At 40.2% G+C, this 24,886-nt stretch carries 25 protein-coding genes; 17 read left to right on the top strand and 8 right to left on the bottom strand.

The features are described from left to right. Window positions 1-58: 58 nt before the first annotated feature. From radC to PSF09_RS17220, 7 genes are all read left to right on the top strand, one after another. Entirely contained in the window at window positions 59-727 is a 669-nt protein-coding gene (gene radC / locus PSF09_RS17250) for a RadC family protein (RefSeq protein ID WP_004906900.1), read from the top strand. Window positions 728-1,001: 274 nt separating this feature from the next. Further along, window positions 1,002-1,238: a 50S ribosomal protein L28 gene (gene rpmB / locus PSF09_RS17245; protein ID WP_004265123.1), complete on the top strand. Its 237-nt coding sequence runs from the start codon at window positions 1,002-1,004 to the stop codon at window positions 1,236-1,238. Between the two features lie 11 nt (window positions 1,239-1,249). Next, window positions 1,250-1,417 (top strand): 50S ribosomal protein L33, encoded by a 168-nt coding sequence (gene rpmG, locus PSF09_RS17240; protein ID WP_004265124.1) that lies wholly within the window; start codon window positions 1,250-1,252, stop codon window positions 1,415-1,417. 198 nt (window positions 1,418-1,615) lie between these two features. Then, window positions 1,616-2,680, top strand: a complete 1,065-nt coding sequence (rfaQ, locus tag PSF09_RS17235) for a lipopolysaccharide core heptosyltransferase RfaQ (protein WP_102140557.1) — start codon at window positions 1,616-1,618, stop codon at window positions 2,678-2,680. 1 nt (window position 2,681) lies between these two features. Beyond that, a complete protein-coding gene (locus PSF09_RS17230) occupies window positions 2,682-3,806 on the top strand; it encodes a glycosyltransferase family 4 protein (protein WP_272684237.1) in 1,125 nt (374 codons plus the stop codon). Next, window positions 3,799-4,596 (top strand): lipopolysaccharide core heptose(I) kinase RfaP, encoded by a 798-nt coding sequence (rfaP, locus tag PSF09_RS17225; protein WP_272684236.1) that lies wholly within the window; start codon window positions 3,799-3,801, stop codon window positions 4,594-4,596. Before PSF09_RS17230 ends, rfaP begins: the two co-directional genes overlap by 8 nt. A gap of 76 nt (window positions 4,597-4,672) precedes the next feature. Then, window positions 4,673-5,647, top strand: coding sequence for a glycosyltransferase (locus PSF09_RS17220; protein WP_272684235.1), 975 nt, complete (start codon window positions 4,673-4,675; stop codon window positions 5,645-5,647). 55 nt (window positions 5,648-5,702) lie between these two features. Here PSF09_RS17220 and PSF09_RS17215 read toward each other — a convergent pair whose 3' ends face one another. Together PSF09_RS17215 and PSF09_RS17210 are read right to left on the bottom strand one after the other, a co-directional pair. Then, the gene (locus PSF09_RS17215; protein ID WP_272684234.1) at window positions 5,703-6,935 is read right to left on the bottom strand and encodes an O-antigen ligase family protein; all 1,233 of its coding nucleotides are present in this window, start codon (window positions 6,933-6,935) and stop codon (window positions 5,703-5,705) included. A gap of 4 nt (window positions 6,936-6,939) precedes the next feature. Next, entirely contained in the window at window positions 6,940-7,896 is a 957-nt protein-coding gene (locus PSF09_RS17210; RefSeq protein ID WP_272684233.1) for a glycosyltransferase family 2 protein, read from the bottom strand. A 217-nt stretch (window positions 7,897-8,113) separates the two neighbouring features. Here PSF09_RS17210 and mutM point away from each other — a divergent pair, with 217 nt between their 5' ends. Next, window positions 8,114-8,923 (top strand): bifunctional DNA-formamidopyrimidine glycosylase/DNA-(apurinic or apyrimidinic site) lyase, encoded by an 810-nt coding sequence (mutM, locus tag PSF09_RS17205; RefSeq protein WP_102140552.1) that lies wholly within the window; start codon window positions 8,114-8,116, stop codon window positions 8,921-8,923. Between the two features lie 10 nt (window positions 8,924-8,933). Here the strand turns inward: mutM and coaD are convergent, their stop codons facing one another. Next, window positions 8,934-9,419 carry a pantetheine-phosphate adenylyltransferase gene (gene coaD, locus PSF09_RS17200; protein ID WP_004906920.1) on the bottom strand — a complete coding sequence of 162 codons (486 nt, stop codon included), beginning with the start codon at window positions 9,417-9,419 and terminating at the stop codon, window positions 8,934-8,936. A gap of 191 nt (window positions 9,420-9,610) precedes the next feature. Between coaD and waaA the strand changes: the two genes are divergently transcribed. From waaA to PSF09_RS17185, 3 genes are all read left to right on the top strand, one after another. Continuing rightward, entirely contained in the window at window positions 9,611-10,891 is a 1,281-nt protein-coding gene (gene waaA, locus PSF09_RS17195) for a lipid IV(A) 3-deoxy-D-manno-octulosonic acid transferase (protein ID WP_102140551.1), read from the top strand. Window positions 10,892-11,090: 199 nt separating this feature from the next. Then, a complete protein-coding gene (locus tag PSF09_RS17190; RefSeq protein WP_272684232.1) occupies window positions 11,091-12,554 on the top strand; it encodes a glycosyltransferase family 39 protein in 1,464 nt (487 codons plus the stop codon). Window positions 12,555-12,673: 119 nt separating this feature from the next. Beyond that, window positions 12,674-13,651 carry a glycosyltransferase family 52 gene (locus tag PSF09_RS17185; protein WP_272684231.1) on the top strand — a complete coding sequence of 326 codons (978 nt, stop codon included), beginning with the start codon at window positions 12,674-12,676 and terminating at the stop codon, window positions 13,649-13,651. On the opposite strand, the gene rfaC is transcribed toward PSF09_RS17185, so the two are convergent. Genes rfaC through rfaD form a run of 3 tightly spaced genes read right to left on the bottom strand, consistent with a single transcriptional unit; the run spans window position 13,643 to window position 16,613 of the window. Continuing rightward, window positions 13,643-14,605, bottom strand: coding sequence for a lipopolysaccharide heptosyltransferase RfaC (rfaC, locus tag PSF09_RS17180; RefSeq protein ID WP_272684230.1), 963 nt, complete (start codon window positions 14,603-14,605; stop codon window positions 13,643-13,645). The two genes, PSF09_RS17185 and rfaC, sit on opposite strands and share 9 nt — an antisense overlap. After that, a complete protein-coding gene (gene rfaF / locus PSF09_RS17175; RefSeq protein WP_272684229.1) occupies window positions 14,605-15,651 on the bottom strand; it encodes an ADP-heptose--LPS heptosyltransferase RfaF in 1,047 nt (348 codons plus the stop codon). The genes rfaC and rfaF overlap by 1 nt, the downstream gene beginning before the upstream one ends. 23 nt (window positions 15,652-15,674) lie before the next feature. Next, on the bottom strand, window positions 15,675-16,613 hold the full coding sequence (gene rfaD, locus PSF09_RS17170; RefSeq protein WP_102140720.1) for an ADP-glyceromanno-heptose 6-epimerase: 939 nt from the start codon (window positions 16,611-16,613) through the stop codon (window positions 15,675-15,677). A 229-nt stretch (window positions 16,614-16,842) separates the two neighbouring features. Between rfaD and PSF09_RS17165 the strand changes: the two genes are divergently transcribed. After that, window positions 16,843-18,039 carry a glycine C-acetyltransferase gene (locus PSF09_RS17165; protein WP_272684228.1) on the top strand — a complete coding sequence of 399 codons (1,197 nt, stop codon included), beginning with the start codon at window positions 16,843-16,845 and terminating at the stop codon, window positions 18,037-18,039. A 10-nt stretch (window positions 18,040-18,049) separates the two neighbouring features. Next, complete coding sequence (gene tdh / locus PSF09_RS17160) at window positions 18,050-19,075, top strand: L-threonine 3-dehydrogenase (protein WP_272684227.1); 1,026 nt, start codon at window positions 18,050-18,052, stop codon at window positions 19,073-19,075. Between the two features lie 61 nt (window positions 19,076-19,136). On the opposite strand, the gene PSF09_RS17155 is transcribed toward tdh, so the two are convergent. After that, window positions 19,137-20,195, bottom strand: a complete 1,059-nt coding sequence (locus PSF09_RS17155; RefSeq protein WP_442959954.1) for a divergent polysaccharide deacetylase family protein — start codon at window positions 20,193-20,195, stop codon at window positions 19,137-19,139. A gap of 30 nt (window positions 20,196-20,225) precedes the next feature. Then, on the bottom strand, window positions 20,226-21,515 hold the full coding sequence (envC, locus tag PSF09_RS17150) for a murein hydrolase activator EnvC (RefSeq protein ID WP_272684226.1): 1,290 nt from the start codon (window positions 21,513-21,515) through the stop codon (window positions 20,226-20,228). Between the two features lie 432 nt (window positions 21,516-21,947). Here envC and PSF09_RS17145 point away from each other — a divergent pair, with 432 nt between their 5' ends. From PSF09_RS17145 to cysE, 4 genes are all read left to right on the top strand, one after another. Next, window positions 21,948-22,385, top strand: coding sequence for a rhodanese-like domain-containing protein (locus PSF09_RS17145; RefSeq protein WP_272684225.1), 438 nt, complete (start codon window positions 21,948-21,950; stop codon window positions 22,383-22,385). A 119-nt stretch (window positions 22,386-22,504) separates the two neighbouring features. Next, window positions 22,505-22,981: a protein-export chaperone SecB gene (gene secB, locus PSF09_RS17140; protein ID WP_004906947.1), complete on the top strand. Its 477-nt coding sequence runs from the start codon at window positions 22,505-22,507 to the stop codon at window positions 22,979-22,981. Next, entirely contained in the window at window positions 22,981-24,009 is a 1,029-nt protein-coding gene (gene gpsA / locus PSF09_RS17135; RefSeq protein WP_004265161.1) for an NAD(P)H-dependent glycerol-3-phosphate dehydrogenase, read from the top strand. Before secB ends, gpsA begins: the two co-directional genes overlap by 1 nt. A gap of 23 nt (window positions 24,010-24,032) precedes the next feature. Continuing rightward, the gene (cysE, locus tag PSF09_RS17130) at window positions 24,033-24,854 is read left to right on the top strand and encodes a serine O-acetyltransferase (protein WP_004906950.1); all 822 of its coding nucleotides are present in this window, start codon (window positions 24,033-24,035) and stop codon (window positions 24,852-24,854) included. Window positions 24,855-24,886: the final 32 nt, after the last annotated feature.

Here is a 24,886-nt window from a genome sequence, read left to right as displayed (position 1 = left end):
GTTGTGAATGTTTTTTAGCCTAGATAAAAAGGAAGCAAGAGATTTAGGGACAAAGAATATGATGAGTGAACATCTAGACCTACCACCAAGAGAAAAGCTACTCGCATACGGGGCTGCTGCGTTATCTGATGCTGAGCTGCTCGCTATTTTTCTGCGTACAGGGAGTCAAGGCGAACCCGTTTTACAGCTTGCGAAGCGTTTAATACAGGAGTTTGGTTCAGTATATTTGCTTCTACAAGCAGACTACGAAAAACTCAAGCAATGTAAAGGAATGGGGAGTTGTAAATTTACCCAATTACAGGCGGTGAGTGAATTAGCTCGCCGTTTTTTCTCTGAACAATTTTTACATGAAGATGTGATGACTGGGCCTGAGCAGTTGAAAGCAAAGTTGTTGGATTTATTTGCAGGGCAAGAGCGTGAAGTTTTTGTCGTGATATTTTTAAATAATAAAAATCAAATTATTTGTCATGAAGAGTTGTTTAAAGGTACTTTAAACAAAGTTGAAGTTCACCCCAGAGAAATCATTCGCTTTGCCATAAAAATGAACGCAAACGGGATTATACTCGCCCATAACCATCCATCAGGTAACCCGGAACCAAGCGTAGCAGACAGGCAAGTGACAGAGCGTATCCAACGTGCTTGTACTATTATGGGGATTAAACTGCTTGACCATTTTGTCGTTGGCCATAAGCAATGTGTGTCATTTGTGGAGCGAGGATGGCTATAAAATTATTTTTTTGCCTAAAAAATGACAACTTTCTTTGCGTTGGGCTTGAGTGAAAACGATGGAAAGCGTATACTACGCCACCTTTAAGGATCTTGGGTTTGGCGAGAAGGGCCTATCTCAGTAAATTTTTACGTTTTAGTAAAGTAAATCTTTATTTAGGTATCAACGGTTTTTTCAGTCAATGAAAGTTTGCTGAGATGGGCTCCTAAGCCTGACGAGGCGGCCATACCCAGAACAAAAAAGCTCGAGCTGATTAGATTTTTGGAGAATAGACATGTCACGAGTCTGCCAAGTTACTGGCAAGCGTCCAATGAGCGGTAACAACCGTTCACACGCATTAAACGCGACCAAACGTCGTTTTTTGCCAAACCTGCACTCTCACCGTTTCTGGGTTGAGTCTGAGAAACGTTTCGTAACACTGCGTGTATCTGCTAAAGGTATGCGTGTTATCGATAAAAAGGGTATTGATGCTGTTCTTGCTGAACTGCGTACCCGTGGTGAGAAGTACTAAGGAGCTAAAAAATGGCTAAAGGTATTCGCGAGAAAATCAAGCTAGTCTCTTCTGAAGGTACAGGTCATTTCTATACCACTACGAAGAACAAGCGCACAATGCCAGAAAAACTGGAACTGAAAAAATTCGATCCAGTTGTTCGTAAGCATGTGATCTACAAAGAAGCAAAAATCAAATAATTTTGCTTTCTGCGTTAAAAACTCAGCTTCGGCTGAGTTTTTTTTTACCTAAAATTTGGGCTGTCGCGGATATGCGCATTCGAAGCTATGACCATGATTATGAAAGTAGTAACATAGTGAGTATTCATTGAATTAATAATGATATTTGTTGTCGAATGACTATTGTCTTTTACATATAGACTTGATTAAGAGTGCCTGGTGAAAAAACAGTTTAAAAAAATTCTTGTGATCAAGATGAGGTTTCATGGGGACATGTTGCTGACAACACCCGTTATCAGCTCATTAAAACACCGATATCCTGATGCTAAAATTGACGTTTTGCTTTATCAGGATACTATCCCGATTCTCTCTGAAAATACTGAAATTAACGCTTTATACGGCATGGCGGGGAAAAAAAGTAGTGGCCTAAGTAAAGCATGTAATTTTATTAAGCTACTGCTAAAGCTGCGTAAAAATAAATACGATTTAGTTGTTAACCTCGCAGATCAGTGGATGGTGAGTGTATTAGTTCGGGCTATTCCTGCTGACACAAAAATTTCCCATCAATTTACCCATCGAGATTCTAAATACTGGCGTAATAGTTTTACGCATTTGACAGAACCTGAAGGCGAACACGTTGTTCTGAATAACCTATCAGTGCTCAAGCCGTTAGAAATAAAAGAATTAAAAACGCATCTAACGATGTCTTATTCAGAGCAGGATTGGAAAAATATTGATGAAAGATTACTAAGCTTAGGTGTCCATAGCAGCTATGTCGTCATTCAACCAACAGCACGCCAAGCTTTTAAGTGTTGGGATAATGAAAAGTTTTCAGCGGTCATTGATGCATTGCAGTCTCGTGGTTATCAAGTAGTTTTAACTTCGGGGCCGAGTAAAGAAGATTTGGAGTGTATCAGTGATATTGCAAATGGTTGCCAAACAACGCCTGTTACTGAACTTGCAGGAAAGACTTCATTTCCAGAATTAGGCGCACTGATTGCCCATGCCGCTTTATTCATCGGTGTTGATTCAGCTCCGATGCACATCGCTGCTGCAGTCAAAACACCAATTGTGTGCCTTTTCGGTGCGACAAATCATGTTTTTTGGCGGCCTTGGAGTGAGAATAGTGTGCAATTCTGGGCTGGAGACTATGAACCTATGCCTCCGCGAGATGAACTTGACCGCAGTAAAAAGTATTTATCTATTGTCCCTGCATCCGATGTAATTAAAGCAACAGAAAAAATATTGCCGATGAATATTCGTTCTATGATGACAAGGTATTAACATGAATCTGGCATTTTGCTTATATAAATACTTTCCGTTTGGTGGATTACAGCGGGATTTTCTACGTATTGCAATGGAATGCCAATCACGTGGGCATCACGTACGTGTCTATACCCAATCATGGGATGGTGATAAGCCTAGCGGCTTTGAAATTATTATCGTGCCGGTGACATCAAAAACGAATCATGGACGAAATGCACAATATTGTGACTGGGTTTTGGCACATTTAAAGCAGCACCCTGCTGAGCGGGTAATTGGTTTCAATAAAATGCCAGGGCTGGATATTTATTATGCAGCAGATGTCTGTTATGCACAAAAAGTCGCTGAAGAAAAAGGCTTTTTTTATAAGCTGACGCCTCGTTACAAACACTATGCCGCATTTGAAAAAGCTGTTTTTGCAGTGGGAAAACCGACACAATTACTCATGTTAACGCCACATCAAATTAGTCATTTTAAAGAGCATTATGGGACTGAAGATGTGCGTTTTCATATGCTGCCTCCTGGTATTGCCCAAGATAGAAAGTATGATAAGCAGGTTGCGAATGCTAAAAAAGTTTATCGTGAAAAAAATCAAATACCTGAATCTGCATTTTTAGTATTGCAGGTGGGTTCTGACTTCAAACGTAAAGGCGTCGATCGGACCATAAAAGCCATTGCGGCATTGCCCGATGATATTAAGAAAAACACGCTATTGATGGTAGTCGGTCAAGATAAACCAGTGAAATACCAACAGTTAGCGAAGACGCTAGGAATCGGCTCACAAGTCTCTTTCTTTAGTGGACGTAATGATATTGCAGAATTAATGGCTGCAGCCGATATATTAATGCATCCGGCTTATCAAGAAGCGGCAGGTATTGTGTTATTAGAGGCAATTACCGCGGGTTTACCGATTATTGTCACAGAAGTGTGTGGATATGCTTCATTTATTAGCCAAGCCAAATGCGGTATTGTGGTAAATGAGCCCTTTGAACAAACGGTTCTGAACTTGGCTCTAAAAGATAGTTTAAAAAATCCGGCTCAATTAGCACAATGGGCAAGTAATGCGCGATATTTTGCCGATACAGAAGATTTGTATAGTTTACCAGAAAAAGCCGCAGATATTATTTTAGGGGAAGCGAATGATTGAGTTAAAACCCCCTTTTAGTGAATTGTGGAAGAATAAAGATCCATTTATCGAGGCGGATAAGCTACAAGGTGAAGTTTTTCGTGCGTTAGAATCGCGTAAAACTCTGCGTTTTGAACTTGAGGGACGCAGCTATTTTATAAAAATTCATTATGGGACGACACTAAAGGAAGTTCTTAAAAATCTATTTTCTTTTCGGTTGCCGGTATTAGGAGCCGATAGAGAGTGGAATGCTATTCATCAACTGACTCAAGTGGGAGTTGACACGATGAATGGTCGAGCTTTTGGGCAAAAAGGGATTAACCCTCTTCGTCGCCACTCCTTTATTATTACTGAAGATTTGACTCCGACGGTGAGTTTGGAAGATTATTGTGCAAATTGGCTAGATAACCCGCCAACTTTTAGTACCAAACAAATGATTATTCGCCGAGTTGCGAAGATGGTGCGCAAAATGCACGCAACGGGTATTAACCATCGTGATTGTTATATTTGCCATTTTTTACTGCATTTGCCATTTACGGGAAATGAAGAACAGTTAAAAATATCAGTAATTGATTTGCACCGAGCACAACTCAGAAATTCGGTTCCAACCCGTTGGCGCGATAAAGATTTAATTGGTTTATATTACTCATCATTAAATATTGGGCTTACTCAGCGTGATATTCTTCGTTTTATGAAAATCTATTTTGGTTTATCGCTGCGAGTTATTTTGCAACAGGAAAAACGTTTAATCTATAAAGCGGGCTACAAGGCTAAACGAATCGAAAAAAGAAGTGAAAAGTATCGTTTATAACTAGTGTGTGGGTTACATGAATATAAAACTATTACTTATCATTTAGATGATTGAAGTTGGTAAAGGAAAACGAAAAATGATAAACCACGAAATGATCAGAACTCAAATTAAGATTAATGAAAATGATGTGAGTGAAGAAAACTATTTTCATATAGCGTATGGTGTTGATGATAAATTTCTCTATGGAGTAGGAACGTCGATTTCATCGGTGATGATTAATAATCAGGATACTCATTTCCATTTTCATATCTTTGTCGATAATTTAAAAGATGAAAATCTTTTTCGTGGACTAGTTGCAAATAGCCAACATAAAATCACTATTTATTTAATAGATAACGAAAAGTTTAAAAAGTTGCCACTTCCTTCGCAAGCTTGGAGTCATGCAATTTATTTTAGATTAGTAATTATCTCGTTTTTATCGACAAAAATTGACAAGCTTCTTTATTTAGATGCAGATATTATTTGTAAAGGAAATTTATCTTATTTAAAAGAATTGGAATTTAATAATGATGTTTTCTTGTATGCAGTAAAGGATAAATTTATTAGCGATAAAAAAACACTGCCAATGGATATGGAAAAATATTTTAATTCCGGACTTCTGTATATGTCAATTAAACGGATGGCGGAAAATAATATTCCTAATCGTGTTATTGAATTGGTAAGTGAAAATGACTTTACACATCCTGATCAAGATGCATTGAATATTTTACTAAATAATAAGCTTGTCAATATTAGTGAAAACTTTAATTTCATGTTCTCGCTTGATTGGTATATTACCAGTAAAGGACATATTACCAAAATTCCAGATGAAGTCGTCTTTATTCACTTTGTTGGTTTAACTAAACCATTTCATGAATGGGCTAATTTTTACCAAGAATATGCTTTTTTTGAAGTAGCTAGAGCTCATTCTCCATGGAAAAATGTACCATTAATGAAACCTGAAGGGTATAAACAATTATCTCGTAAAAAATCACATTTAAGAAAAAATGGCGACTATATCGGGTTTATAATTACCACAATAAAATATTTAGTGAAAAAAATCATTAAATAATCTGTAATACCGTATTGATAAAGCCTCGTAATTGTTCAGAATACGAGGCTTCATACTATCTAGATAATACTTTTTTAATCAAAATAGCAGTTAATATATTATACAAGATGAAGATATCGATAAAAATAAACTCAAACAAACAGTAAACTAAAAAATAACCAATAGATGATACAAATATACCTACATTAAGTATATTTTTTTCTATCCTAATATCTTTGAATAAATCTTTCATGTTAATAAAAAATGCGATTAGGAATAAGGCTAAACCTATAAAACCGATATTGTAAGTGATATTTAAGAAAAAAGGGTCATCATTATGATATACATATATCTTTTTTTTCTCAGAGTAACGTCCAATCTTTTTTTCTGCATTATTATCAAGCAAATATTGGCTGTATGCTACAGAACCATAACCGACTCCAACGAGTTTTATTTTATTTTCATTCATGAAAATAGGGAGTCGGGTAGTGATAATTTTATCTCTACCTGATGTGATATTATTAGAGTAAATAGTTTGATCGATCTTATTCTTAACTTGGGGTAAGGTATAGTATGATACCAATATAATTGATATAGCTAAAATACCCAGTCTAAAGCTATTGATAATTAAATTTTTATAATTAGATGACAATAGTAATAGGATAAAAAAAGATTCAATAACGACAGCAAGTATACCACCACGACTGCCTGTATATAGCAAAAATAAAAATGCTAAGATTGATAAAAATAACATCAGCGTTCTTAAAAATTTCGTTTTAAATAGAAAAAATGCACTGAATGTAAATGGAAATAGCAACGACATATAGTGGGCAAAACCATATCTAAGCTGTAGATATAAAGGTAAATCACTATCTTTAAACTGTTTTAATATTGGGACAGCAAATAGGGTGAAAGCGAGGGTACAGATCAGAGCATAGGTAATCGTTTTACTTGATTTTGGCAATTCGCTTTTGAAAACGACTAAAAATAAAGAAATAATAACGACGTAACGCCAGTCATCAAAAAAAGCTTTTAATGCGGCTAATGTAAAATCAGCATATGTGAAAAATAGTGCACAAAATAACCCCCAGGCACCAAAGAGAAACAACATTTTCCGAGTTTTAACGATAGTGAGTATGTCATGCCAAGGGTTGATTTTATCTTTTACTGCGGTGTAGATAGTATATAGTAGTAATATGACCGCGGAAATATTCAATACCCCTTGAGTATCATTAGTAAACATCCCTAGTGTGACTAGAAAAAGCAGTAAAAAAGGGAATTGAGACACGACATAACTGTTATTTTTCACGACATTACCTATTTTTGGTACGAAACTGACAATATTGTTTTAAAAAAGCTAATTGAAGTCTATCTTTTAATTTTAAATATTTTTTGAAAATACACGTTGCTTGTTTTATTTGGTATATCTCTTCATGAGTAAGAGGTGTTGCTGTATTTCTGGATATAGATTTTTTCAGTAAGTGTAACGTTTCGGACAGTGTTTTGCTCAACATTTTCGTTACTTCATCACCATAAATAAGCGCAATAAAGGAAAGCTCTGCCATTACATAAATGAGGCTATTAATATCACTTCGCCTAAACGTTTGGGTAATACTAGTTTCATTAACACGATAATGAATTAATGTTTTGTTAATGCTATAAATATTTTTGCTTTTTAGGTAAAGCTTTGGGGTTGTTGCCATATCTTCATAGAGAACTCTATCAGGATAGTGTATGCCAATGAGTTTAAATAAATCACTTTTATATATTCTAGACCAAGCAAACCATTTTTTATTTTTGAAGACGGGGTATAAGTCTTGAACACAGTTTATTGTTGTTGCCCCACAATAGTGAGTGGTTGAAATGATTTTTGTTTTAGATGGCTCGCTATCTTCGAACTTTACAGTATCAAATTCAATAATATCATAAATAGAGTGTGAGATAATGGGGGATATATTTTGATAAAAATTGTCATCAAAATAGTCATCTGCATCTAAAAATGCAATATATTCACCAGAAGCAACAGAGATACCGTGATTTCTGGCTTTAGATAACCCGCCATTTTCTCTTTTAATGTAGTGAATATTCTTATTATCATATTTATGTAATATATTATGAATGATATTTTCGCTACTATCCGTTGAACCATCATTAATAATTATTAATTCAACGCTGTTATCCATAAATGATAATACAGAGGCCAAACATGCCTCAATATATTTTTCTGAGTTATAGCAGGGTACAACGATAGATAACTTAATATTTGTCATGAAAAATATGCCAGTTTTTAAACTTAGTGCTATGGTCAAATATCAATTATATTGATGGAAAGGTGCTTAAATGTAAATACGTATCTCATCATTTGTTCCTATTGGTGATGATACAAATGTGTTATCAGTCAGTCTGCATTATATTTGAATTTATAACATAGCCGTGGTTTAGTAACATAAATTTATTATGAGTAGCATAAATAGCTGGGAATAGATAATGCCAGAACTACCCGAAGTTGAAACCAGTCGCCGTGGGATAGAGCCACATTTAGTCGGTAATACAATCTCTTACGCCATTGTGCGTAACGGTCGTTTACGTTGGCCGGTGAGTGAACAAATTAAAAGTTTATCAGATGAAGCGGTTTTAAGTGTCCAACGCCGAGCCAAATATTTGCTGATTGAATTGCAAAAAGGTTGGATTATTGTTCACTTGGGAATGTCTGGTAGTGTGCGTATTCTGACCGAAGAATTGCCTGAAGAAAAGCATGACCATGTGGATTTAGTCATGCGAGACGGTAAGGTTTTGCGCTATACGGATCCTCGCCGGTTTGGCGCTTGGCTCTGGTGTGATGATTTAGAAAACAGTTCGGTACTTGCACACTTAGGGCCTGAGCCATTATCAGACGCCTTTAACCCGCAATATCTTTATGAATTAGCGCAAAAGAAAAAAGTGGCCATTAAGCCATGGTTAATGGATAACAAAGTGGTTGTTGGTGTGGGTAATATTTATGCTAATGAAGCATTATTTGCGACAAAAATATCACCTGAAAAAATTACAAATACCTTAACGTTAACTGAAATTACTGAACTAGTGTTGCAGATCAAAAAGGTGTTACAGCGCTCTATTGAACAAGGTGGTACGACACTAAAAGATTTTTTACAGTCGGATGGTAAACCGGGCTACTTTGCCCAAGAATTGTTTGTCTATGGAAAAAAGGGTGAACCTTGCTCAATGTGTGGCACGCCAATAGAAAGCATTAAACAGGGGCAACGTAGCACCTTCTTTTGTCCGCAATGTCAAAAATAGCGAGATCTAGCTATTTTTTATTGAGTTTCTTTAGCATTGCCTCAGCAACCACTGGGGGTAGGAAAGACGAAATATCACCATCGTGAAGTGCAACATCCTTGATTAATGAAGAAGAAACAAAGGATAAACTTTGCGATGGTAATAAAAATACGGTTTCCAAGTCAGGCACAAAATGGCGGTTCATATTCGCCAGTTGCCATTCATATTCAAAATCTGCGACAGAACGAACGCCACGAATAAGAATATTGGCGCCATTTTTTTGCGCAAAATTAGCCATAAGCTCAGAAAACCCAACAACTTCAACATTATCAAGGTGAGAAGTCACTTCTTTAGCAAGAGCGACGCGTTCATCAAGGGAAAACATCGGGTTTTTTCGTTGGCTATTAGCAATAGCCAACAGGACATGGTCAAACATTGCTGCTGCTCGGGTAACAATATCAACATGTCCTGATGTTACTGGGTCGAACGTACCAGGGTAAATAGCCTTGTGTATCATGATGATAGTATCTCGTTGTTTGTATTATCTATTCGAAAAAATAGCATGAATAAGCGTTAACAGTATCGGCTATCTAGTAGGGTTGCAACTGTAGATGAGATTTTACTGCTATTTTTAGGTGCATATTCTACACACTTTTATTTGCGCTTTATGATAAGATAGCGCCAATTTTGGTAAGTGAATCAGATCGAATGTTATTGCTGCGTCTATATCAGGTACTTCTTTATCTTATCCAACCATTTATATGGGTTCGCCTATTGCTGCGCAGCCGTAAAGCGCCTGCGTATCGTAAACGCTGGGGTGAGCGATACGGCTTTTGTGCGGGAAAAGTAAAACCTCAAGGCATTTTATTACATTCAGTTTCTGTCGGGGAAACCCTCGCAGCCGTTCCACTAGTCCGCGCACTTCGCCATCATTATCCGTCTTTGCCAATAACAGTAACCACGATGACGCCAACAGGCTCAGAGCGTGTGCTTTCTGCATTTGGTGACGACGTTGACCACGTTTATTTACCCTATGACCTTCCTGGCTCAATGCACCGCTTCCTGAAACAAGTTGACCCAAAACTTGTGATCATAATGGAAACTGAGCTATGGCCAAACATGATTAACCAATTGCATAAACGTAAAATTCCATTGGTTATTGCAAATGCAAGACTTTCTGAGCGTTCTGCTGCAGGGTATCAAAAGCTGGGTAGCTTTGTGAAACGAATGCTTCGTAATGTCACTATGGTCGCAGCACAGCATCAGGAAGATGGTGAACGTTTCGTTCAATTAGGGTTGCGGCGAATGCAATTGAGTGTCACGGGGAGCCTGAAGTTTGATATCTCTGTGACGCCTGAATTAGCTGTTAGGGCAATAACTTTACGGCGCCAATGGGCGGCGCATCGCCCCGTTTGGATAGCGACCAGTACTCACGAGGGTGAAGAAGCGATTGTCTTAGAAACACATCAAAAATTATTATCTCGTTTTCCTGATTTATTGTTAATTTTAGTCCCTCGCCATCCAGAACGCTTTGCCAAAGCAGAAGAACTAACTCAAAAAGCCGGTTTAACCTTTATTCGTCGCAGTGCGAATACGATTCCGTCCGCAGATGTTCAAGTGGTGATTGGTGATACCATGGGTGAACTGATGCTGTTATATGGAATTGCAGACATTGCTTTTGTCGGGGGAAGCTTGGTCGAAACTGGGGGGCACAACCCGCTCGAAGCGGCTGCTCATGCGCTACCCGTGTTAATGGGGCCTCACACATTTAATTTCAAAGATATTTGTGGAAAATTAACTCAAGCAGATGGCTTAATTACGGTGACAGACAGTGAATCAATGGTCCAAGCCGTGACCAGTTTACTTTCTGATGAAGATTACCGGTTATATTATGGGCGTCATGCCGCCGAGGTTCTTCATGAGAACCAAGGTGCTCTTCAACGATTATTAAAACTGTTGCAACCCTATTTACCTCCGAGAGAGCAATAAAGCTAAGTAATGTCTTTTTTTGAGTATTAACTTGAACATTACAGCAATGAATTGCGAATATTTTATGGCACATCCTAGTATTGCATTTAAACTATAGTAGACTGCGTCGTTTATTATAGAGTCATTCGATTTGGTTTATTACTATAAGGGTAGTATCCAAATGGAATGTTGGAACTTTTGCTTATCTTTCTAAGACTATATGCCAGCCACTAATCAATCAATTTCAAATAAATATGCTTATTTATGGGTCATAAGCTATGCCATTGTTTGGATCTTAGCGAGTTTTTATTTCGACCCAACCGTACCTTATGACACAGTAGAAGCAGTGAACTGGGGAATGAATGGAGAGTGGGGATCACCTAAAAACCCATGGTTTGTTGGCGTGATGATGTGGCCTGCAATTTATCTTGATATCTCCTACAGCTTTTATTGGTATTTTAGCCATTTTGTGGGTATTGCATTTGGCTTACTTGGGGTATGGAAGCTAGCTTTTCGTTTGACTGGGCGTCGTGATTTCGCTTGGTTTGCAATGCTAATGTTGAATTTATCTGGTGTCATTAATTTCGATATCATTCCTTATAATGATAACTATATTTTAGTGACATTATGGCCTTGGGTTATTTATTTCTTTTTACGTGCTGTTGATGATAACCCAGCATGGTGGTTACCATTTGCCTTATTTGCGGGTCTTGCAACTATGGGTAAATACTCAACCTTGGCGCTAGTTGGGTCTGTTTTCTTATTGACCCTATTTGTAAAACAAGTTCGCCAAAGCTATCGTCATCCTGTTTTTTACCTAGCGATAGTTTTGTGGTTTGCTTTGGTATTGCCAAATTTCTTTTGGTTGATGGCAACGGATTTTTCGGCTTTCAAATGGGTAGATTCACAAATCGACCCTGGGTTTAATCTTCACACCACACAAGCCGCACTTAGCGTGTTTTATCCGTTAGTGATTGCTGCGATTATTGTTTATTGCAGTGGTGGAAAATTAGGGTGGCCTAAAGCGTTGCCTAACCGCATGGCTAACTTTATCCTTCTTTTTCCTCTGGTTGTGATATACGGCTGGTTCTCTTTTCACGATGGCGGTCGAATCACAGAATGGTTACAGCCATTTATGGCTATTAGTGCGCCTTTATTTGTTGGCTCAATAACCGTGATGCCAAGAAAACCATTTAAGAAGTCATTGGTTGGTTTTGCCATTTTTGGTGTTTTAGTGGTGGTTGGTTATATCACGGTTCAGGCTGCGAATATCCGTGGAGCAGGGCAAAAATTTATTGGTGTAAAAACCTTGATAGCAGACGGGGAACAACGTTGGTACCAGCGATATGGCACGTCAGTTAAATATGTTGGCGGGGAAGATAACCAATATCAATGGTTTATTATTTATGGGAAAGATAGGCCGCATGTGATCCAACCTTGGTCAATGGAAAAACATATGCCGCCAAATGTGTACAACCGTGATATTACTGAAGCCGAAATTCGTCAATATGGTGCATTATTGCTGGGCAAGAAATATGATGATTGTGCCCATGAAAACTTTGCCAAGGTACGTAAGTTCTGGCCACAATTTACGATAGAAAAAGAGGATGTGATTTATCGTTCTGAACCGGATGCCGCCCCTGAAACCATGTGCTTTGGGTTTATTGCGCCGGAAAAACCCTAGTTATACAATATACAAAGAAACGTAGTGAATATAGGAAGGAAAAGGCCATTTCTTTTGAAATGGCTTTTTTACTTTCTATGCTAATATGTGTGGAAAAGTTAGAAAGTGAAAAATAGGATATGTACTTATTTATTTGTACAACAATTCTTCATATTAGAATTGTTAATAAGCTTTTAGAAAAAATAGATGACCCTATACACGCAGTTGTTTTGTTCATCGGTGATACTGAAAGCCCGAAAGTTGTGCATTACCTTAACACGTTGATTGAGCCAAAATGTAGATGTATTTTATATAATGACCAACAAATCAACGTAAGAAAGCCGTTTAAAACGATAAGGCGTAGCCGACTCACTAAAAATATTATTCAGTTATTACCATCCGCAACTTTTCAACAGGTCTACCTTGCTTGTGTTGAACTTCCTTTGGCGCATCATATCTTGTCTTCTATACAGTTTAGACAATTAGTAACTTTTGATGATGGTTTATACAATTTATGTTCATCTAAGCGATTAGAAAAGGTTAAAAATATTAATTTATCTAAACGGTTAGCACGCTCAATATCGGGACGAAAATACCATACGGATAGAGTTCTAAAAGAGTCTGTAAAGCACTACACGATTTTTAATAACTTACAAAATATTATTGATAATACTGAGTATATTGAGCTTGCCCCGACACCGTCTAAAAAAGGGAATGAACAAGGTGCTATCGGTATATTACTTGGAACTGTGTATAGTGAAATTTGTGCTAGTGATACCGCACAGCAAGAGTTAGTTGAACAACTTAATCGGTTGATTCGAGAGAGAAGAATCGGTTTGTATATTCCTCATCCTAGAGATACAACAACTGAATTGCGAGATATAAAAGTCATAACAACAAACCTTTCTGCCGAAGATGAAATTATGACTTTAATTGAAGATGGGTATTCAATTGAGTTGTACGGGTTTTCCAGTACAGTTCAGTGTATTCTCAGCTCAAGTAATGCAGTCAAAAGCTATAGTTTGCAATTTTCAGGTATGACTGAAGAGTACAGACAGGTAGAGTTAGAATTGTCACAATATTTATTCGGTTTTACGTCAATAGATCTTTCAAAGTAAGCCAGTGAGTTGCTGATACACCTTATCAGCAGCAATACTTGCCATCGAATTATCAACTGACCTAATTTCATGCTGCCCTTGCCCATATCCCCCAATCAAGCCGGGGTCAGTAGGCCCAAACAGGGTAAAATTAGGTTTATCAAGTGCCGCTGTTAAATGGCTAAGCCCAGTATCGACAGAAACCACCGCTTTAGCGTTTGCAATTTGCTGTGCAACTTCAGCTAACGTGAGTTTAGGTAAGACCTCAACAAAATCAAATCCTTTTGCTAATCGTTCTGCTCGTTGCTGCTCATGAGGTGCTCCCCAGGGCAATTTAATTTTGATACCACTTTCAGCCATCAGTCCAATAAGTTCTCGCCAATTTTCTTCAGGCCAATGTTTATCATCACGGGTAGTTGAATGCAAAAAAATGACATAAGGGCTTTGATGCTCTTCTGCTGACTGTAAAAAGTGTAGAGCAATCGCGTAATCGCCTTGTTGTGTTGGGCAAGTGTAACCAAGGCTTTTGGCAAATAACTGGCGAATACGTTCAACGGCATGTTGTTGTTTGCTGATTGCATAACGATGGTCATAAAAGAAGCTGGCTAATGGTTCGCGAATACTATGGCGGTCATAGCCATGTTTATCGCCATGCGCTAAGCGGGTGACAAGAAAAGCGCTCTTTAATAACCCTTGTGCATCAATGACGGCATCATAATGTGTTGCTTGTAATTTCTTACGAAATTCAGCACGTTCGGCTCTGATCGGTGCAGAAAACCAATTTTTTCGCCAGCGGCGAATGGCCACAGGGATCACTTGGTTAACGGCACTGTGCCATGTTGGAATTTGCGCGAAGCCTTCCTCAACGACCCAATCGAATTGAATACCCGATATGGCTTGCTGTGCATCGGTCAGTGCAGGTAATGAGTGTAAAACATCTCCCATTGAAGATGTCTTGACTAATAATACTCGCATCATTCAATACCTATATTTAACCGAGCTAACGCATCGATAACTAATTGAGGTTGGATATCAATCAAACTTTGGTGATAACCACTTTCACCGTCACCTTTACGCACTTTGTGATACCCCGTAATTAGGCGGATTACTTCTGCTTTATCTGATAATGGCGGGGTGAAATCAGGGCTACTTGGGCCATACAGGGCGACAAGCGGTTTACCTAGCGCTGCCGCGACATGCATCAAACCAGAGTCATTACTGACAACTGCAGTACAGGCATCAATTAGATTAACGGCTTGTTCTAAAGATGTTTTTCCTGAAAAATTATGGCAATGTAATTTCGCATCATCGGTCAGCTCTAAACGGATGGCTTCACCTGCCTCGTGATCTTTTTGTGAACCAAATAGTAGTACTTGATAGCCTTTTTGGCTAATCAGTGTTTGAGCAAGAGAGGCGTAGTGATAGTGAGGCCAACGTTTGGCGGGGCCGAACTCTGCGCCTGGGCAAAAACCAATAATAGGGCGAGAACCATCAACCCCAAAAGTTTGCAGGGTTTCAGTAACTTCTTGCGGCACCGTCACTAGTTTAGGCGGTAAAATGGGCGTCGGAATATCGGAAGCTGATTTAATAGTTTGCTTATCATAAGCAAGAGCAACATATCTCTGCACCATTAAAGGAAAAGCTTCTTTATTTAGTGGACGAATATCATTGAGTAGGCCATAGCGCATTTCTCCACGCCACCCCGTTCTTTTAGGGATTTTTGCAAAGAAAGGCACAAATGCAGACTTTAAGGAATTTGGTAACACAATAGCTTGATCATAGCCATTTGCCCGCAAACTCTTACCTAATCGACGACGTTCCCCAATTTCCAAAGCACCATGTCCGAGAGGCATAGGAATGGCTTCGTTAACCTCGGGCATTTTGGCGAGTAAAGGACGGCACCATTGTGGTGCCATCACATCAATCTGTGCATGGGGATGTAAGGCCTTGATCGTACGATAAAGGCTTTGTGACATCATCATATCCCCTACCCATGAGGGGCCGATCACCAATATTTTCATAAATGATTCTTCAGAGATAAGCGTTATGCGTCTTTATTGAGCAAATGCATATATTCGGTGACACCTTCTGCAACCGTTTTAAAGGGGGCAGTATAGCCGGCGGCACGTAGCTTAGTGAGGTCAGCTTGTGTGAAGCTTTGGTAGCGACCTTTTAATTTTTCAGGGAATTCAATATATTCGATAGCCACATTTTTATCTTTGTGGAATTCAGTGACTGCATCAGCAACGGCTTGGAAAGATTCCGCACGCCCTGTTCCGCAGTTAAAAATACCTGAGACATTATTTTCCCAGAACCATAAGTTTACCGCGGCCACATCACCCACATAAATAAAGTCACGGCGGAAAGTATCGCTCCCCTCGAACAGTTTTGGACTTTGCCCTTCATTAATTTGTTTATTTAAATGATAAGCAACGCTTGCCATACTGCCTTTATGGTCTTCATTTGGCCCATAGACATTGAAATAGCGGAAACCACAGACTTGTGAGTTAGTTTCTGGCAGGATTTCACGCACATATTGGTCAAATTGGAATTTCGAATAACCATAGACATTTAATGGTTTTTCGAATTGGCGCTCTTCAATAAAGTTGTCGCTACGGCCACCATAGGTTGCAGCGGAAGAAGCATACAAGAATGGGATTTCGCGATCTAAACAATAGTGCAGTAACTCTTTCGAATACTGATAGTTATTGTCCATCATATACTTGCCATCCCACTCCGTGGTTGACGAGCAAGCACCTTCATGGAATACCGCATCGACATCACCGAAATCGTCACCCGCAATGATACTGCCAATAAAATCTTCTTTATCTGCATAATCCGCAATATCAAGGTCAACAAGGTTAGCGAATTTAGTCCCGTCTTTCAGATTATCAACGACTAGGATATCTGTACGGCCGATTGCATTTAGGGCTTTAATAATATTGCTACCAATAAAACCAGCTCCGCCAGTGACTATGATCATTGGGTATACCTCAAATGGGTTAAGAAAATAGAATCGTAATTGGTGACTATAATAACATCTCTTGGCGCAGACGGTAGCATTGATAGAAGAGAATTGAGCTGACACTTAAATGAGAACAAGGGAAATATCGTGATCTTGGCTACAAACTTGATTTATTTATGCTGTGAATATCGCCACGTGTAGAGACTATTATTAAACTCTATTAATAGTCACTTTACAGGAAGAAATCATGTCAGAAAGATTTTATCAGCAGATTCAAGAGCAATTGGTACAAATTGAAGCCGACGGATTATTTAAAAACGAACGCATTATTACGACTTCACAAGATGCTGACATTGAAATTGCAGGTGGCCAGCGAGTTATTAATTTCTGTGCTAACAATTATCTTGGTCTTGCAAACCACCCCGAACTCATCAAGGCCGCTAAACAAGGAATGGATAGCCATGGTTTTGGGATGGCGTCTGTACGCTTTATTTGTGGAACGCAAGACAGCCACAAAGTTTTAGAGCATAAATTGGCGGATTTTCTGGGTATGGAAGATGCGATTCTTTACTCATCCTGTTTTGATGCAAATGGTGGGCTGTTTGAAACCTTATTAGGACCTGAAGATGCCATTATTTCAGATGCATTAAATCATGCGTCAATTATTGATGGGGTTAGGTTAAGCAAGGCTAAACGTTACCGTTACAGCAATAATAATATGGTGGAATTAAAAGCACGTTTAGAGGAAGCGAAAACCGCAGGAGCTCGCCATATCTTGATTGCCACAGATGGTGTGTTCTCAATGGATGGTGTTATCGCGGATTTAAAATCCATTTGTGACCTTGCTGACGAATACCAAGCGTTGGTAATGGTGGATGATTCACATGCGGTTGGTTTCGTTGGGGAAAATGGCCGTGGTAGCCATGAGTACTGCGATGTGATCGGGCGTATTGATATTATCACAGGGACATTAGGTAAAGCCCTTGGCGGTGCATCCGGTGGTTATACAGCAGCGAAAAAAGAGGTCGTTGAATGGCTGCGTCAGCGTTCTCGCCCTTATTTATTTTCGAACTCACTCGCTCCTGCAATTGTAGCCGCATCTATCAAAGTGATCGATATGATGAAAGAAGGTCACTCATTACGTGAGAAGTTATGGCGTAATGCTGTGTTATTTAGGGAAAAAATGACGGCAGCGGGTTTCACCTTGGCTGGAGCAGACCACGCCATCATCCCAGTCATGTTAGGTGAAGCTAAACTCGCCCAAATTTTTGCAGAAGAGCTACTTGATGAAGGTATTTATGTCACGGGCTTTTTCTATCCTGTTGTGCCGCAAGGTCTGGCACGTATTCGCACTCAGATGTCTGCAGCGCATAGTGAGGAGGATATTTTACACGCTGTTGATGCATTCACCCGCATTGGTAGAAAACTAAAAATAATCAAATAAAAGGTCTTTTATGAAAGCACTGTCCAAACTGAAAGCTGAACCAGGTATATGGATGACGGATGTTCCCAAACCGGAACTCGGGCACAATGATGTGATGATCAAAATTCGCAAAACGGCGATTTGTGGTACGGATGTACATATCTATAACTGGGATGAATGGTCACAAAAGACTATTCCTGTCCCAATGGTTGTCGGTCATGAGTATATAGGGGAAATTGTTGCAATTGGGCAGGAAGTCAAAGGCTTTAAAATTGGTGACCGAGTGTCAGGGGAAGGGCATATTACTTGTGGTCATTGTCGGAATTGTCGCGGCGGGCGTACCCATCTTTGCCGCAATACGATTGGTGTTGGGGTTAACCGAGAAGGGTGTTTTGCTGAATATTTGGTGATCCCCGCATTTAATGCTTTTAAAATACCGGATAACATTCCTGATGAAGTAGCGGCAATTTTTGACCCATTTGGTAATGCAGTTCATACGGCACTTTCTTTTGATTTAGTGGGGGAAGATGTGCTGGTTTCAGGAGCAGGGCCTATTGGTATCATGGCAGCCGCAGTGTGCCGACATGTGGGAGCACGCCATGTTGTTATCACGGATGTGAATGATTATCGACTTGAACTCGCAAAAAAAATGGGAGTTTCCCGTGCTGTGAACGTCAGTCGTGAAAATTTAAAAGACGTGATGAACGAATTGGGAATGAAAGAAGGTTTTGATGTTGCATTAGAAGTTTCTGGTGCGCCAGCCGCTTTTCAGACCATGCTAGACACCATGAACCACGGTGGCAGAATCGCACTATTAGGGATTCCGCCTGCCTCAATGGCAACGGATTGGAGCCAAGTGATCTTTAAAGGGTTATTTATTAAAGGGATCTACGGTCGAGAAATGTTCGAAACATGGTACAAAATGGCGACACTCATTCAATCTGGTTTGGATTTATCACCAATTATCACTCATCAATTCCCGATTGATGAATTCCAAAAAGGCTTTGATATCATGCGTTCAGGCCAAGCAGGTAAAGTGATTTTAAACTGGGATTAAATTTTTATCATATCCATTCCCCTTCTTAGCTTTTGCGCTAAGAAGGGAGAACGAAAAAGACTTACTGCTGTTGTTTGAAGAGCGGGCGCTTTTGAGCTTTATCGCTCGAAACTAACAAAGGTTGTAAAGCCTTATCGTTATAAATACTCTCAACAACAAACATAATAAAATCAATTCCCTGTCGCTCAGATGACGGTAATGTAAACTCACATATACCGAGCTCTTGTGGAATAATCATATTTTCGGGTTGGCTAACAGTTTCAGGTTGCCCAATGGCAGCTTCTTCGGTTGGTGCTGTTTTTATTGTATCTTGTATCGATTGCTCGGCTTGAGGCTGTGCCTTTTTCGCTTCTTCAGATAACATTCTTAATGATGTTGGCTGTTTAGTTTTAGATTGAGGGCTCAATAGGGCACTAACGGCAACTAATTCAACATCAGCAGGAAGTTGGGCAAGGTATTTTTGCAAGGCTCGAACAGTAGAGGGGTGTGGATGGCCAATGGCAACCGCACTGCCGTGTTTACGTGCATAAGCAACGGCTTTATTCAACTGAGTGCGGGTTTCTTCTTCCGATTGGTGGTTATCAATAAAAATATGGCGACGTAACGCAGGAACGCCGTATTCCTTGGCGGCATTACCTGCTTGGGTATTGCCAATAGTCACGCTATCGAGGAAAAATAAGTTTGATTTAGACAGGCTGTGCATCACATGGCGCATTCCTGCCAAGTTAGAAGTCATCTCACTTCCCATATGGTTATTCATACCTTTTGCATAAGGAACCCGGCTTATCGCATTTTTAATAATACGGTCAATTTCCTCTGCACTCATCGATGGGGCTAATGTGTCTTTCTCTAATGGTTGCTTGCTCAATGGTTTCATTGGCATGTGGATAAGAATATCGCGTCCTTGCTGGTGCGCTTTTTCTGCGACTTCACGGCCATGAGGAGAGCTTGGCAAAATGGCAATAGTCACCGCAGGGGGTAAGGCTAAAATTTGGTTATCTTCCTTGACGCGATATCCGAAATCGTCAATCACAATCGCTAATTTTGCAGCACTCACCGGTAGACACATCATTAATAATGAGAAGAGAATGAGTGGCCGAAAGGGAAAGTGCTTCAACATAACGTTATCCTAATTAATTGAATTTAAAATTTATCGTCCTAACCATGGACGAGGGTTCACGGTTTTACCTTGTCTGCGAATTTCAAAATAGAGGGCCGGACGTTCTTGGCCGCCACTGCTACCCACTAAGGCGATAGGTTGGCCAGCTCTAACCTCTTGGCCAACATTCACTAAGGCACTTTGGTTATAACCATACAGGCTCATATCCCCTTTACCGTGTTCAACGACGACAACGAGCCCATAGCCTTGTAACCAGTCAGCCAGTAACACGCGCCCATCGGCGATGGCTTTGACTTGCGTTCCTTCATTAGCGGCGATAACCATGCCTTTCCAACGTAACTCACTGGAAATGACATCACCATAGTTATGGAGTAATGAACCACGAACAGGCCAGATAGCTTGCCCTGCAGGGCGCCCTAAACCGCCAGTACGGGACATCAGTGAACGTTCGCTCTCTGACGGTTTATAGGTTGAGCCTTTCTGTTTGGCTTGACGTTCTTTTTCCGCGACTTGCACTCGAATACGTGCTGCTTCTTTGGCCTCTCGCTCTGCTCTGGCCTTGGCTTCACGTTCGGCGCGAGCAATTTTGTCGCGTAATCTTGCTTCGTTTTGTTTTAGAACAGCAAGATTTTTTTGATCTTCTTTTAATGTACTTTCAAGGGTGTTCAAGGTTTTTTGCCGCGAAGTACGTGCATTATCCAACTTGCGTTTTTCTTGTTGTTGGCGAGCCAGCGTTGTTTTTTGTTCGGCTTGTTTTTTTTGTTCGAGTTGTTTTTGTTCTTGTAGCTCTTTCGTGGTTTCTTCTAAAGCAGCAATGTTTTTTTCACGCGCCTGATTTAAATAGCTGTAATAGGCCAAAATGCGTTCTTCTCGTTGGCCTTCTTCACCTTTGAACATGAGGGTTAACCCTTGGTGTTTACCTAACCGGAAGGCAGCGTCTAGTTGGTCAGCTAATAATTTTTCTTGTTGTTGTTTTTTGGTTTGTAGCTGCTTGATATTGCTATTTAGGGAAACAATTTCTTTATCTAATTGTTTTAGCTGATTTTGAGTTTCATGCAGGCTGCGCCCAGCGGCGGAAATGCTTTGCTCTTGTTGTTTAAGTTGCTCAAGCAGTGCTGAGCGCTTGGCTTGTTGTTCTTTTACGCTTTTTTCTTTTTCAGCAATACTTTTGAGTAAATCATGTAATTGCCCTTTATTTTCAGTGATCTGGTTGGCAAACACAGTTTGTGTTGGGGCGAGCACAAGCAACCCTAACCCAAAGAGAGCGCTAATAGCCTGACGAATAAATGAAATTTTCATTCGATGATGTGTATTGGCCATCGTGATAAATCACCTCAATTAAATGCAATAACTGATTATTTCATCTGCAAGTGATGGTTTCCAGCACTGTCTAACAAATAGTATTGAAAACATTTATAAATTCGGACTTTTGCCCTGAATCGGAACTATATTAAGTCAAATAACACAGTTTTATTATCACTGATTTATTTTGTATAGCCAGTATTCAATACTTTTTTCTTATTCATTGCCTATTTGAAGCATGACTTAGACCTGTTTCGCACGTTTATGATAAAATATTTGCGTACCGCTTCGAAACTGAAAAGCGATTTTTCAGTGAACGGTGTTAATTTTGCGTGCCTTAGCGCAAAAAAATAAGCTAGTTTGCGGGAATTGGCTGTAATTAGCTCAACACAAAGGTATACTCAGAACCCTTTGATATTCGTTTTTAACTAACGGGAGTGATTGCCCCCCATGATCCAAGAAATCATGCAATTTGTAAGCCGGAACATGTTATTGAGTCTGGTTTGGATAGCGCTATTAGTTGCTGTGGTTGTTATAACCTTTAAAGGCCTTTTCTCTAAAACGAAAGTGATTGCTCGTTCACAAGCGATTACACTGATTAATAAAGAAGAGGCGGTTGTTGTCGATTTACGTTCTCGTGATGATTTCCGTAAAGGGCACATTATTGATTCTATTAACTTAACACCGTCTGAAATTAAAGAGAATAATTTAGGTGAATTAGAAAAACACAAACAGAAACCAGTGATTATCGTTTCTGCGAGTGGTATGGAATCAGGTAAACCTGCTGAACAGCTGGCACAACACGGTTTTGAAAAAGTCTTTGTCCTGAAAGAAGGGATCTCTGGCTGGGCAGGTGAAAACCTTCCTTTAGCGCGTGGTAAGAAGTAAGTGAAGATATCCAAGGAGCATACATCAGTATGTGACTTGGGTAGCGCAATGCAGCGAACACCCCTGTAGCTCAAAGAATGACAGGGAAAATTCATATGGAAGTTAAAGGTACATAAACTATGTCAGAACAAAACAACTCAGAAATGGTTTTTCAAATTCAACGCATTTATGCAAAAGACGTTTCATTTGAAGCACCTAACGCACCACACATCTTTCAACACGAGTGGCAGCCAGAAATCAAATTAGATTTAGATACTTCTTCAACTCAGCTGTCTGAAGGTGTTTATGAAGTTGTTTTACGCGTCACTACGACAGCAACTTTAGGTGAAGAAACCGCTTTCCTGTGTGAAGTTCAGCAAGCAGGTGTTTTCTCTATCGAAGGTATTGAAGGTACTCAAATGGCACATTGCTTAGGTGCATATTGCCCGAACATCCTGTTCCCATATGCACGTGAAGCGATCACTAGCTTAGTGGGCCGTGGTACATTCCCACAATTGAACTTAGCGCCAGTTAACTTTGATGCACTGTTCATGAACTATTTACAGCAGCAACAAGGTGAACAAGCGCAGAACTCAGAAGCTCAACAGGACGCTTAATGAATACTGCTTCAATGACAGTGATCGGTGCCGGCTCGTACGGCACCGCTTTAGCCATTACGCTTGCACGTAATGCACATCAGGTTGTGTTATGGGGCCATGACCCAAAACACATTCATCAATTAGAACAAGATCGTAGCAATCAGGCGTTTTTGCCTGGCGTTTCTTTTCCTGATAGTTTATCTCTCGAAACGGACTTAAAACGCGCCGTTGAGGCGAGCCCCAATATCTTGATTGTGGTACCGAGCCATGTTTTTGGTGATGTACTAAAACAAATCCAGCCATACTTACGCGCAGACTCCCGTATTATTTGGGCGACTAAAGGCTTAGAAAGGGATACTGGCCGTTTGTTGCAAGAAGTGGCACGTGAGGTATTAGGTAATGAAATTCCTCTGGCTGTGTTGTCCGGCCCAACGTTTGCAAAAGAGCTCGCCGCAGGTTTACCAACAGCAATTTCTGTTGCCGCAAGCGATAGCCAATTTGGTGATGACTTACAAAAGTTATTCCATTGCGGCAAGAGTTTTCGCGTCTATAAAAACCCGGATATGGTTGGGGTACAATTGGGCGGTGCAGTGAAAAACGTGATTGCTATTGGTGCCGGTATTTCTGATGGCATGGGCTTTGGTGCCAATGCACGTACTGCATTGATTACCCGCGGTTTAGCTGAAATGAGCCGTTTAGGTGCAGCTTTGGGAGCAGACCCGGCAACTTTTATGGGTATGGCAGGCTTAGGTGACCTTGTGTTAACGTGTACAGATAACCAATCCCGTAACCGCCGTTTTGGCATGATGCTAGGTGATGGCGTTAGCGTTGAAGATGCAGAAAAAGAGATTGGCCAAGTCGTTGAAGGCTATCGTAATACCAAGGAAGTTCGCGCACTAGCTGAGCGGGCAGGTGTTGAAATGCCAATTACTGAGCAAATTTATCAAATCCTTTACCGCCATAAAAATGTGTTAGAGGCGGCGCAAGCACTACTGGGGCGTGCGACAAAAGATGAAATTGCCGATATGCCAAAGCTGCATGATTAATAAAAATAGATAGGTGAGTGATTATGTCGCGTGAAGAACTGGATAGAATTTGGGGTTTCATTAAAGATGAAGCGAAGTCTCTTGCAGACTGCGAACCACTCCTCGCCAGCTTTTTTAACGCGACATTGTTAAAGCACGACAATTTAGGCAGTGCGCTCAGCTATATGCTAGCCAATAAACTGAGTTCACCGATTATGCCAGCGCTTGAAGTACGTGAAATTGTTGAAGAAGCTTATCGCAATGACGAAGGCATGATTTTCTCTGCAGCAATGGACTTAGCCGCGGTTCGCCTACGTGACCCTGCCGTTGATAAATATTCCACTCCATTATTGTATTTGAAAGGTTTCCACGCCTTGCAAGCCTATCGCATCGGTAATTGGCTGTGGAAAGAAGGCCGCCAAGCGCTGGCAGTTTACCTACAAAATCAAATCTCCGTTTCATTTGGGGTCGATATCCACCCAGCCGCCCGTATTGGTTGTGGCATCATGCTTGACCATGCAACAGGCATCGTGATTGGGGAAACGGCTATTGTGGAAAATGATGTATCAATCCTACAATCCGTTACACTCGGTGGTACCGGGAAAACTTGTGGTGATCGCCACCCCAAAGTGAGGGAAGGAGTGATGATTGGCGCAGGGGCAAAAATTCTAGGCAATATTGAAATTGGCCGTGGCGCAAAAATTGGCGCAGGTTCAGTTGTGCTTCATCCAGTCCCACCGCATACCACAGTGGCAGGGGTTCCCGCACGCATTGTCGGTAAACCAACCAGCGATAAACCGTCCTTAGAAATGGATCAAAACTTTAATGGCAGTATTTGGGGTTTTGAAGATGGGGATGGGATTTGAGTTGTGAGGGTTCTAGTTCGATCGTTTTCATT

Origin of the sequence: Providencia sp. PROV141, assembly GCF_028481645.1 — a bacterium.
Lineage (GTDB): Bacteria > Pseudomonadota > Gammaproteobacteria > Enterobacterales > Enterobacteriaceae > Providencia > Providencia rettgeri.
The sequence above is the reverse complement of the archived record's forward strand: the minus strand, read 5'-3'. Positions and strand labels throughout refer to the sequence as shown.

Excerpts from the sequence above, each read along its gene's own strand:
- coaD (WP_004906920.1), bottom strand. The coding sequence starts at position 9,419 with ATGATACACAAGGCTATTTACCCTGGTACGTTCGACCCAGTAACATCA.
- PSF09_RS17190 (WP_272684232.1), top strand. The coding sequence starts at position 11,091 with ATGCCAGCCACTAATCAATCAATTTCAAATAAATATGCTTATTTATGG.
- rfaC (WP_272684230.1), bottom strand. The coding sequence starts at position 14,605 with ATGCGAGTATTATTAGTCAAGACATCTTCAATGGGAGATGTTTTACAC.
- radC (WP_004906900.1), top strand. The coding sequence starts at position 59 with ATGATGAGTGAACATCTAGACCTACCACCAAGAGAAAAGCTACTCGCA.
- tdh (WP_272684227.1), top strand. The coding sequence starts at position 18,050 with ATGAAAGCACTGTCCAAACTGAAAGCTGAACCAGGTATATGGATGACG.
- PSF09_RS17155 (WP_442959954.1), bottom strand. The coding sequence starts at position 20,195 with ATGTTGAAGCACTTTCCCTTTCGGCCACTCATTCTCTTCTCATTATTA.
- rpmG (WP_004265124.1), top strand. The coding sequence starts at position 1,250 with ATGGCTAAAGGTATTCGCGAGAAAATCAAGCTAGTCTCTTCTGAAGGT.
- mutM (WP_102140552.1), top strand. The coding sequence starts at position 8,114 with ATGCCAGAACTACCCGAAGTTGAAACCAGTCGCCGTGGGATAGAGCCA.
- envC (WP_272684226.1), bottom strand. The coding sequence starts at position 21,515 with ATGGCCAATACACATCATCGAATGAAAATTTCATTTATTCGTCAGGCT.
- rfaP (WP_272684236.1), top strand. The coding sequence starts at position 3,799 with ATGATTGAGTTAAAACCCCCTTTTAGTGAATTGTGGAAGAATAAAGAT.
- PSF09_RS17185 (WP_272684231.1), top strand. The coding sequence starts at position 12,674 with ATGTACTTATTTATTTGTACAACAATTCTTCATATTAGAATTGTTAAT.
- rfaD (WP_102140720.1), bottom strand. The coding sequence starts at position 16,613 with ATGATCATAGTCACTGGCGGAGCTGGTTTTATTGGTAGCAATATTATT.
- gpsA (WP_004265161.1), top strand. The coding sequence starts at position 22,981 with ATGAATACTGCTTCAATGACAGTGATCGGTGCCGGCTCGTACGGCACC.
- PSF09_RS17165 (WP_272684228.1), top strand. The coding sequence starts at position 16,843 with ATGTCAGAAAGATTTTATCAGCAGATTCAAGAGCAATTGGTACAAATT.
- PSF09_RS17210 (WP_272684233.1), bottom strand. The coding sequence starts at position 7,896 with ATGACAAATATTAAGTTATCTATCGTTGTACCCTGCTATAACTCAGAA.
- rfaF (WP_272684229.1), bottom strand. The coding sequence starts at position 15,651 with ATGAAAATATTGGTGATCGGCCCCTCATGGGTAGGGGATATGATGATG.
- rpmB (WP_004265123.1), top strand. The coding sequence starts at position 1,002 with ATGTCACGAGTCTGCCAAGTTACTGGCAAGCGTCCAATGAGCGGTAAC.
- PSF09_RS17145 (WP_272684225.1), top strand. The coding sequence starts at position 21,948 with ATGATCCAAGAAATCATGCAATTTGTAAGCCGGAACATGTTATTGAGT.
- PSF09_RS17230 (WP_272684237.1), top strand. The coding sequence starts at position 2,682 with ATGAATCTGGCATTTTGCTTATATAAATACTTTCCGTTTGGTGGATTA.
- secB (WP_004906947.1), top strand. The coding sequence starts at position 22,505 with ATGTCAGAACAAAACAACTCAGAAATGGTTTTTCAAATTCAACGCATT.
- waaA (WP_102140551.1), top strand. The coding sequence starts at position 9,611 with ATGTTATTGCTGCGTCTATATCAGGTACTTCTTTATCTTATCCAACCA.
- cysE (WP_004906950.1), top strand. The coding sequence starts at position 24,033 with ATGTCGCGTGAAGAACTGGATAGAATTTGGGGTTTCATTAAAGATGAA.
- PSF09_RS17220 (WP_272684235.1), top strand. The coding sequence starts at position 4,673 with ATGATAAACCACGAAATGATCAGAACTCAAATTAAGATTAATGAAAAT.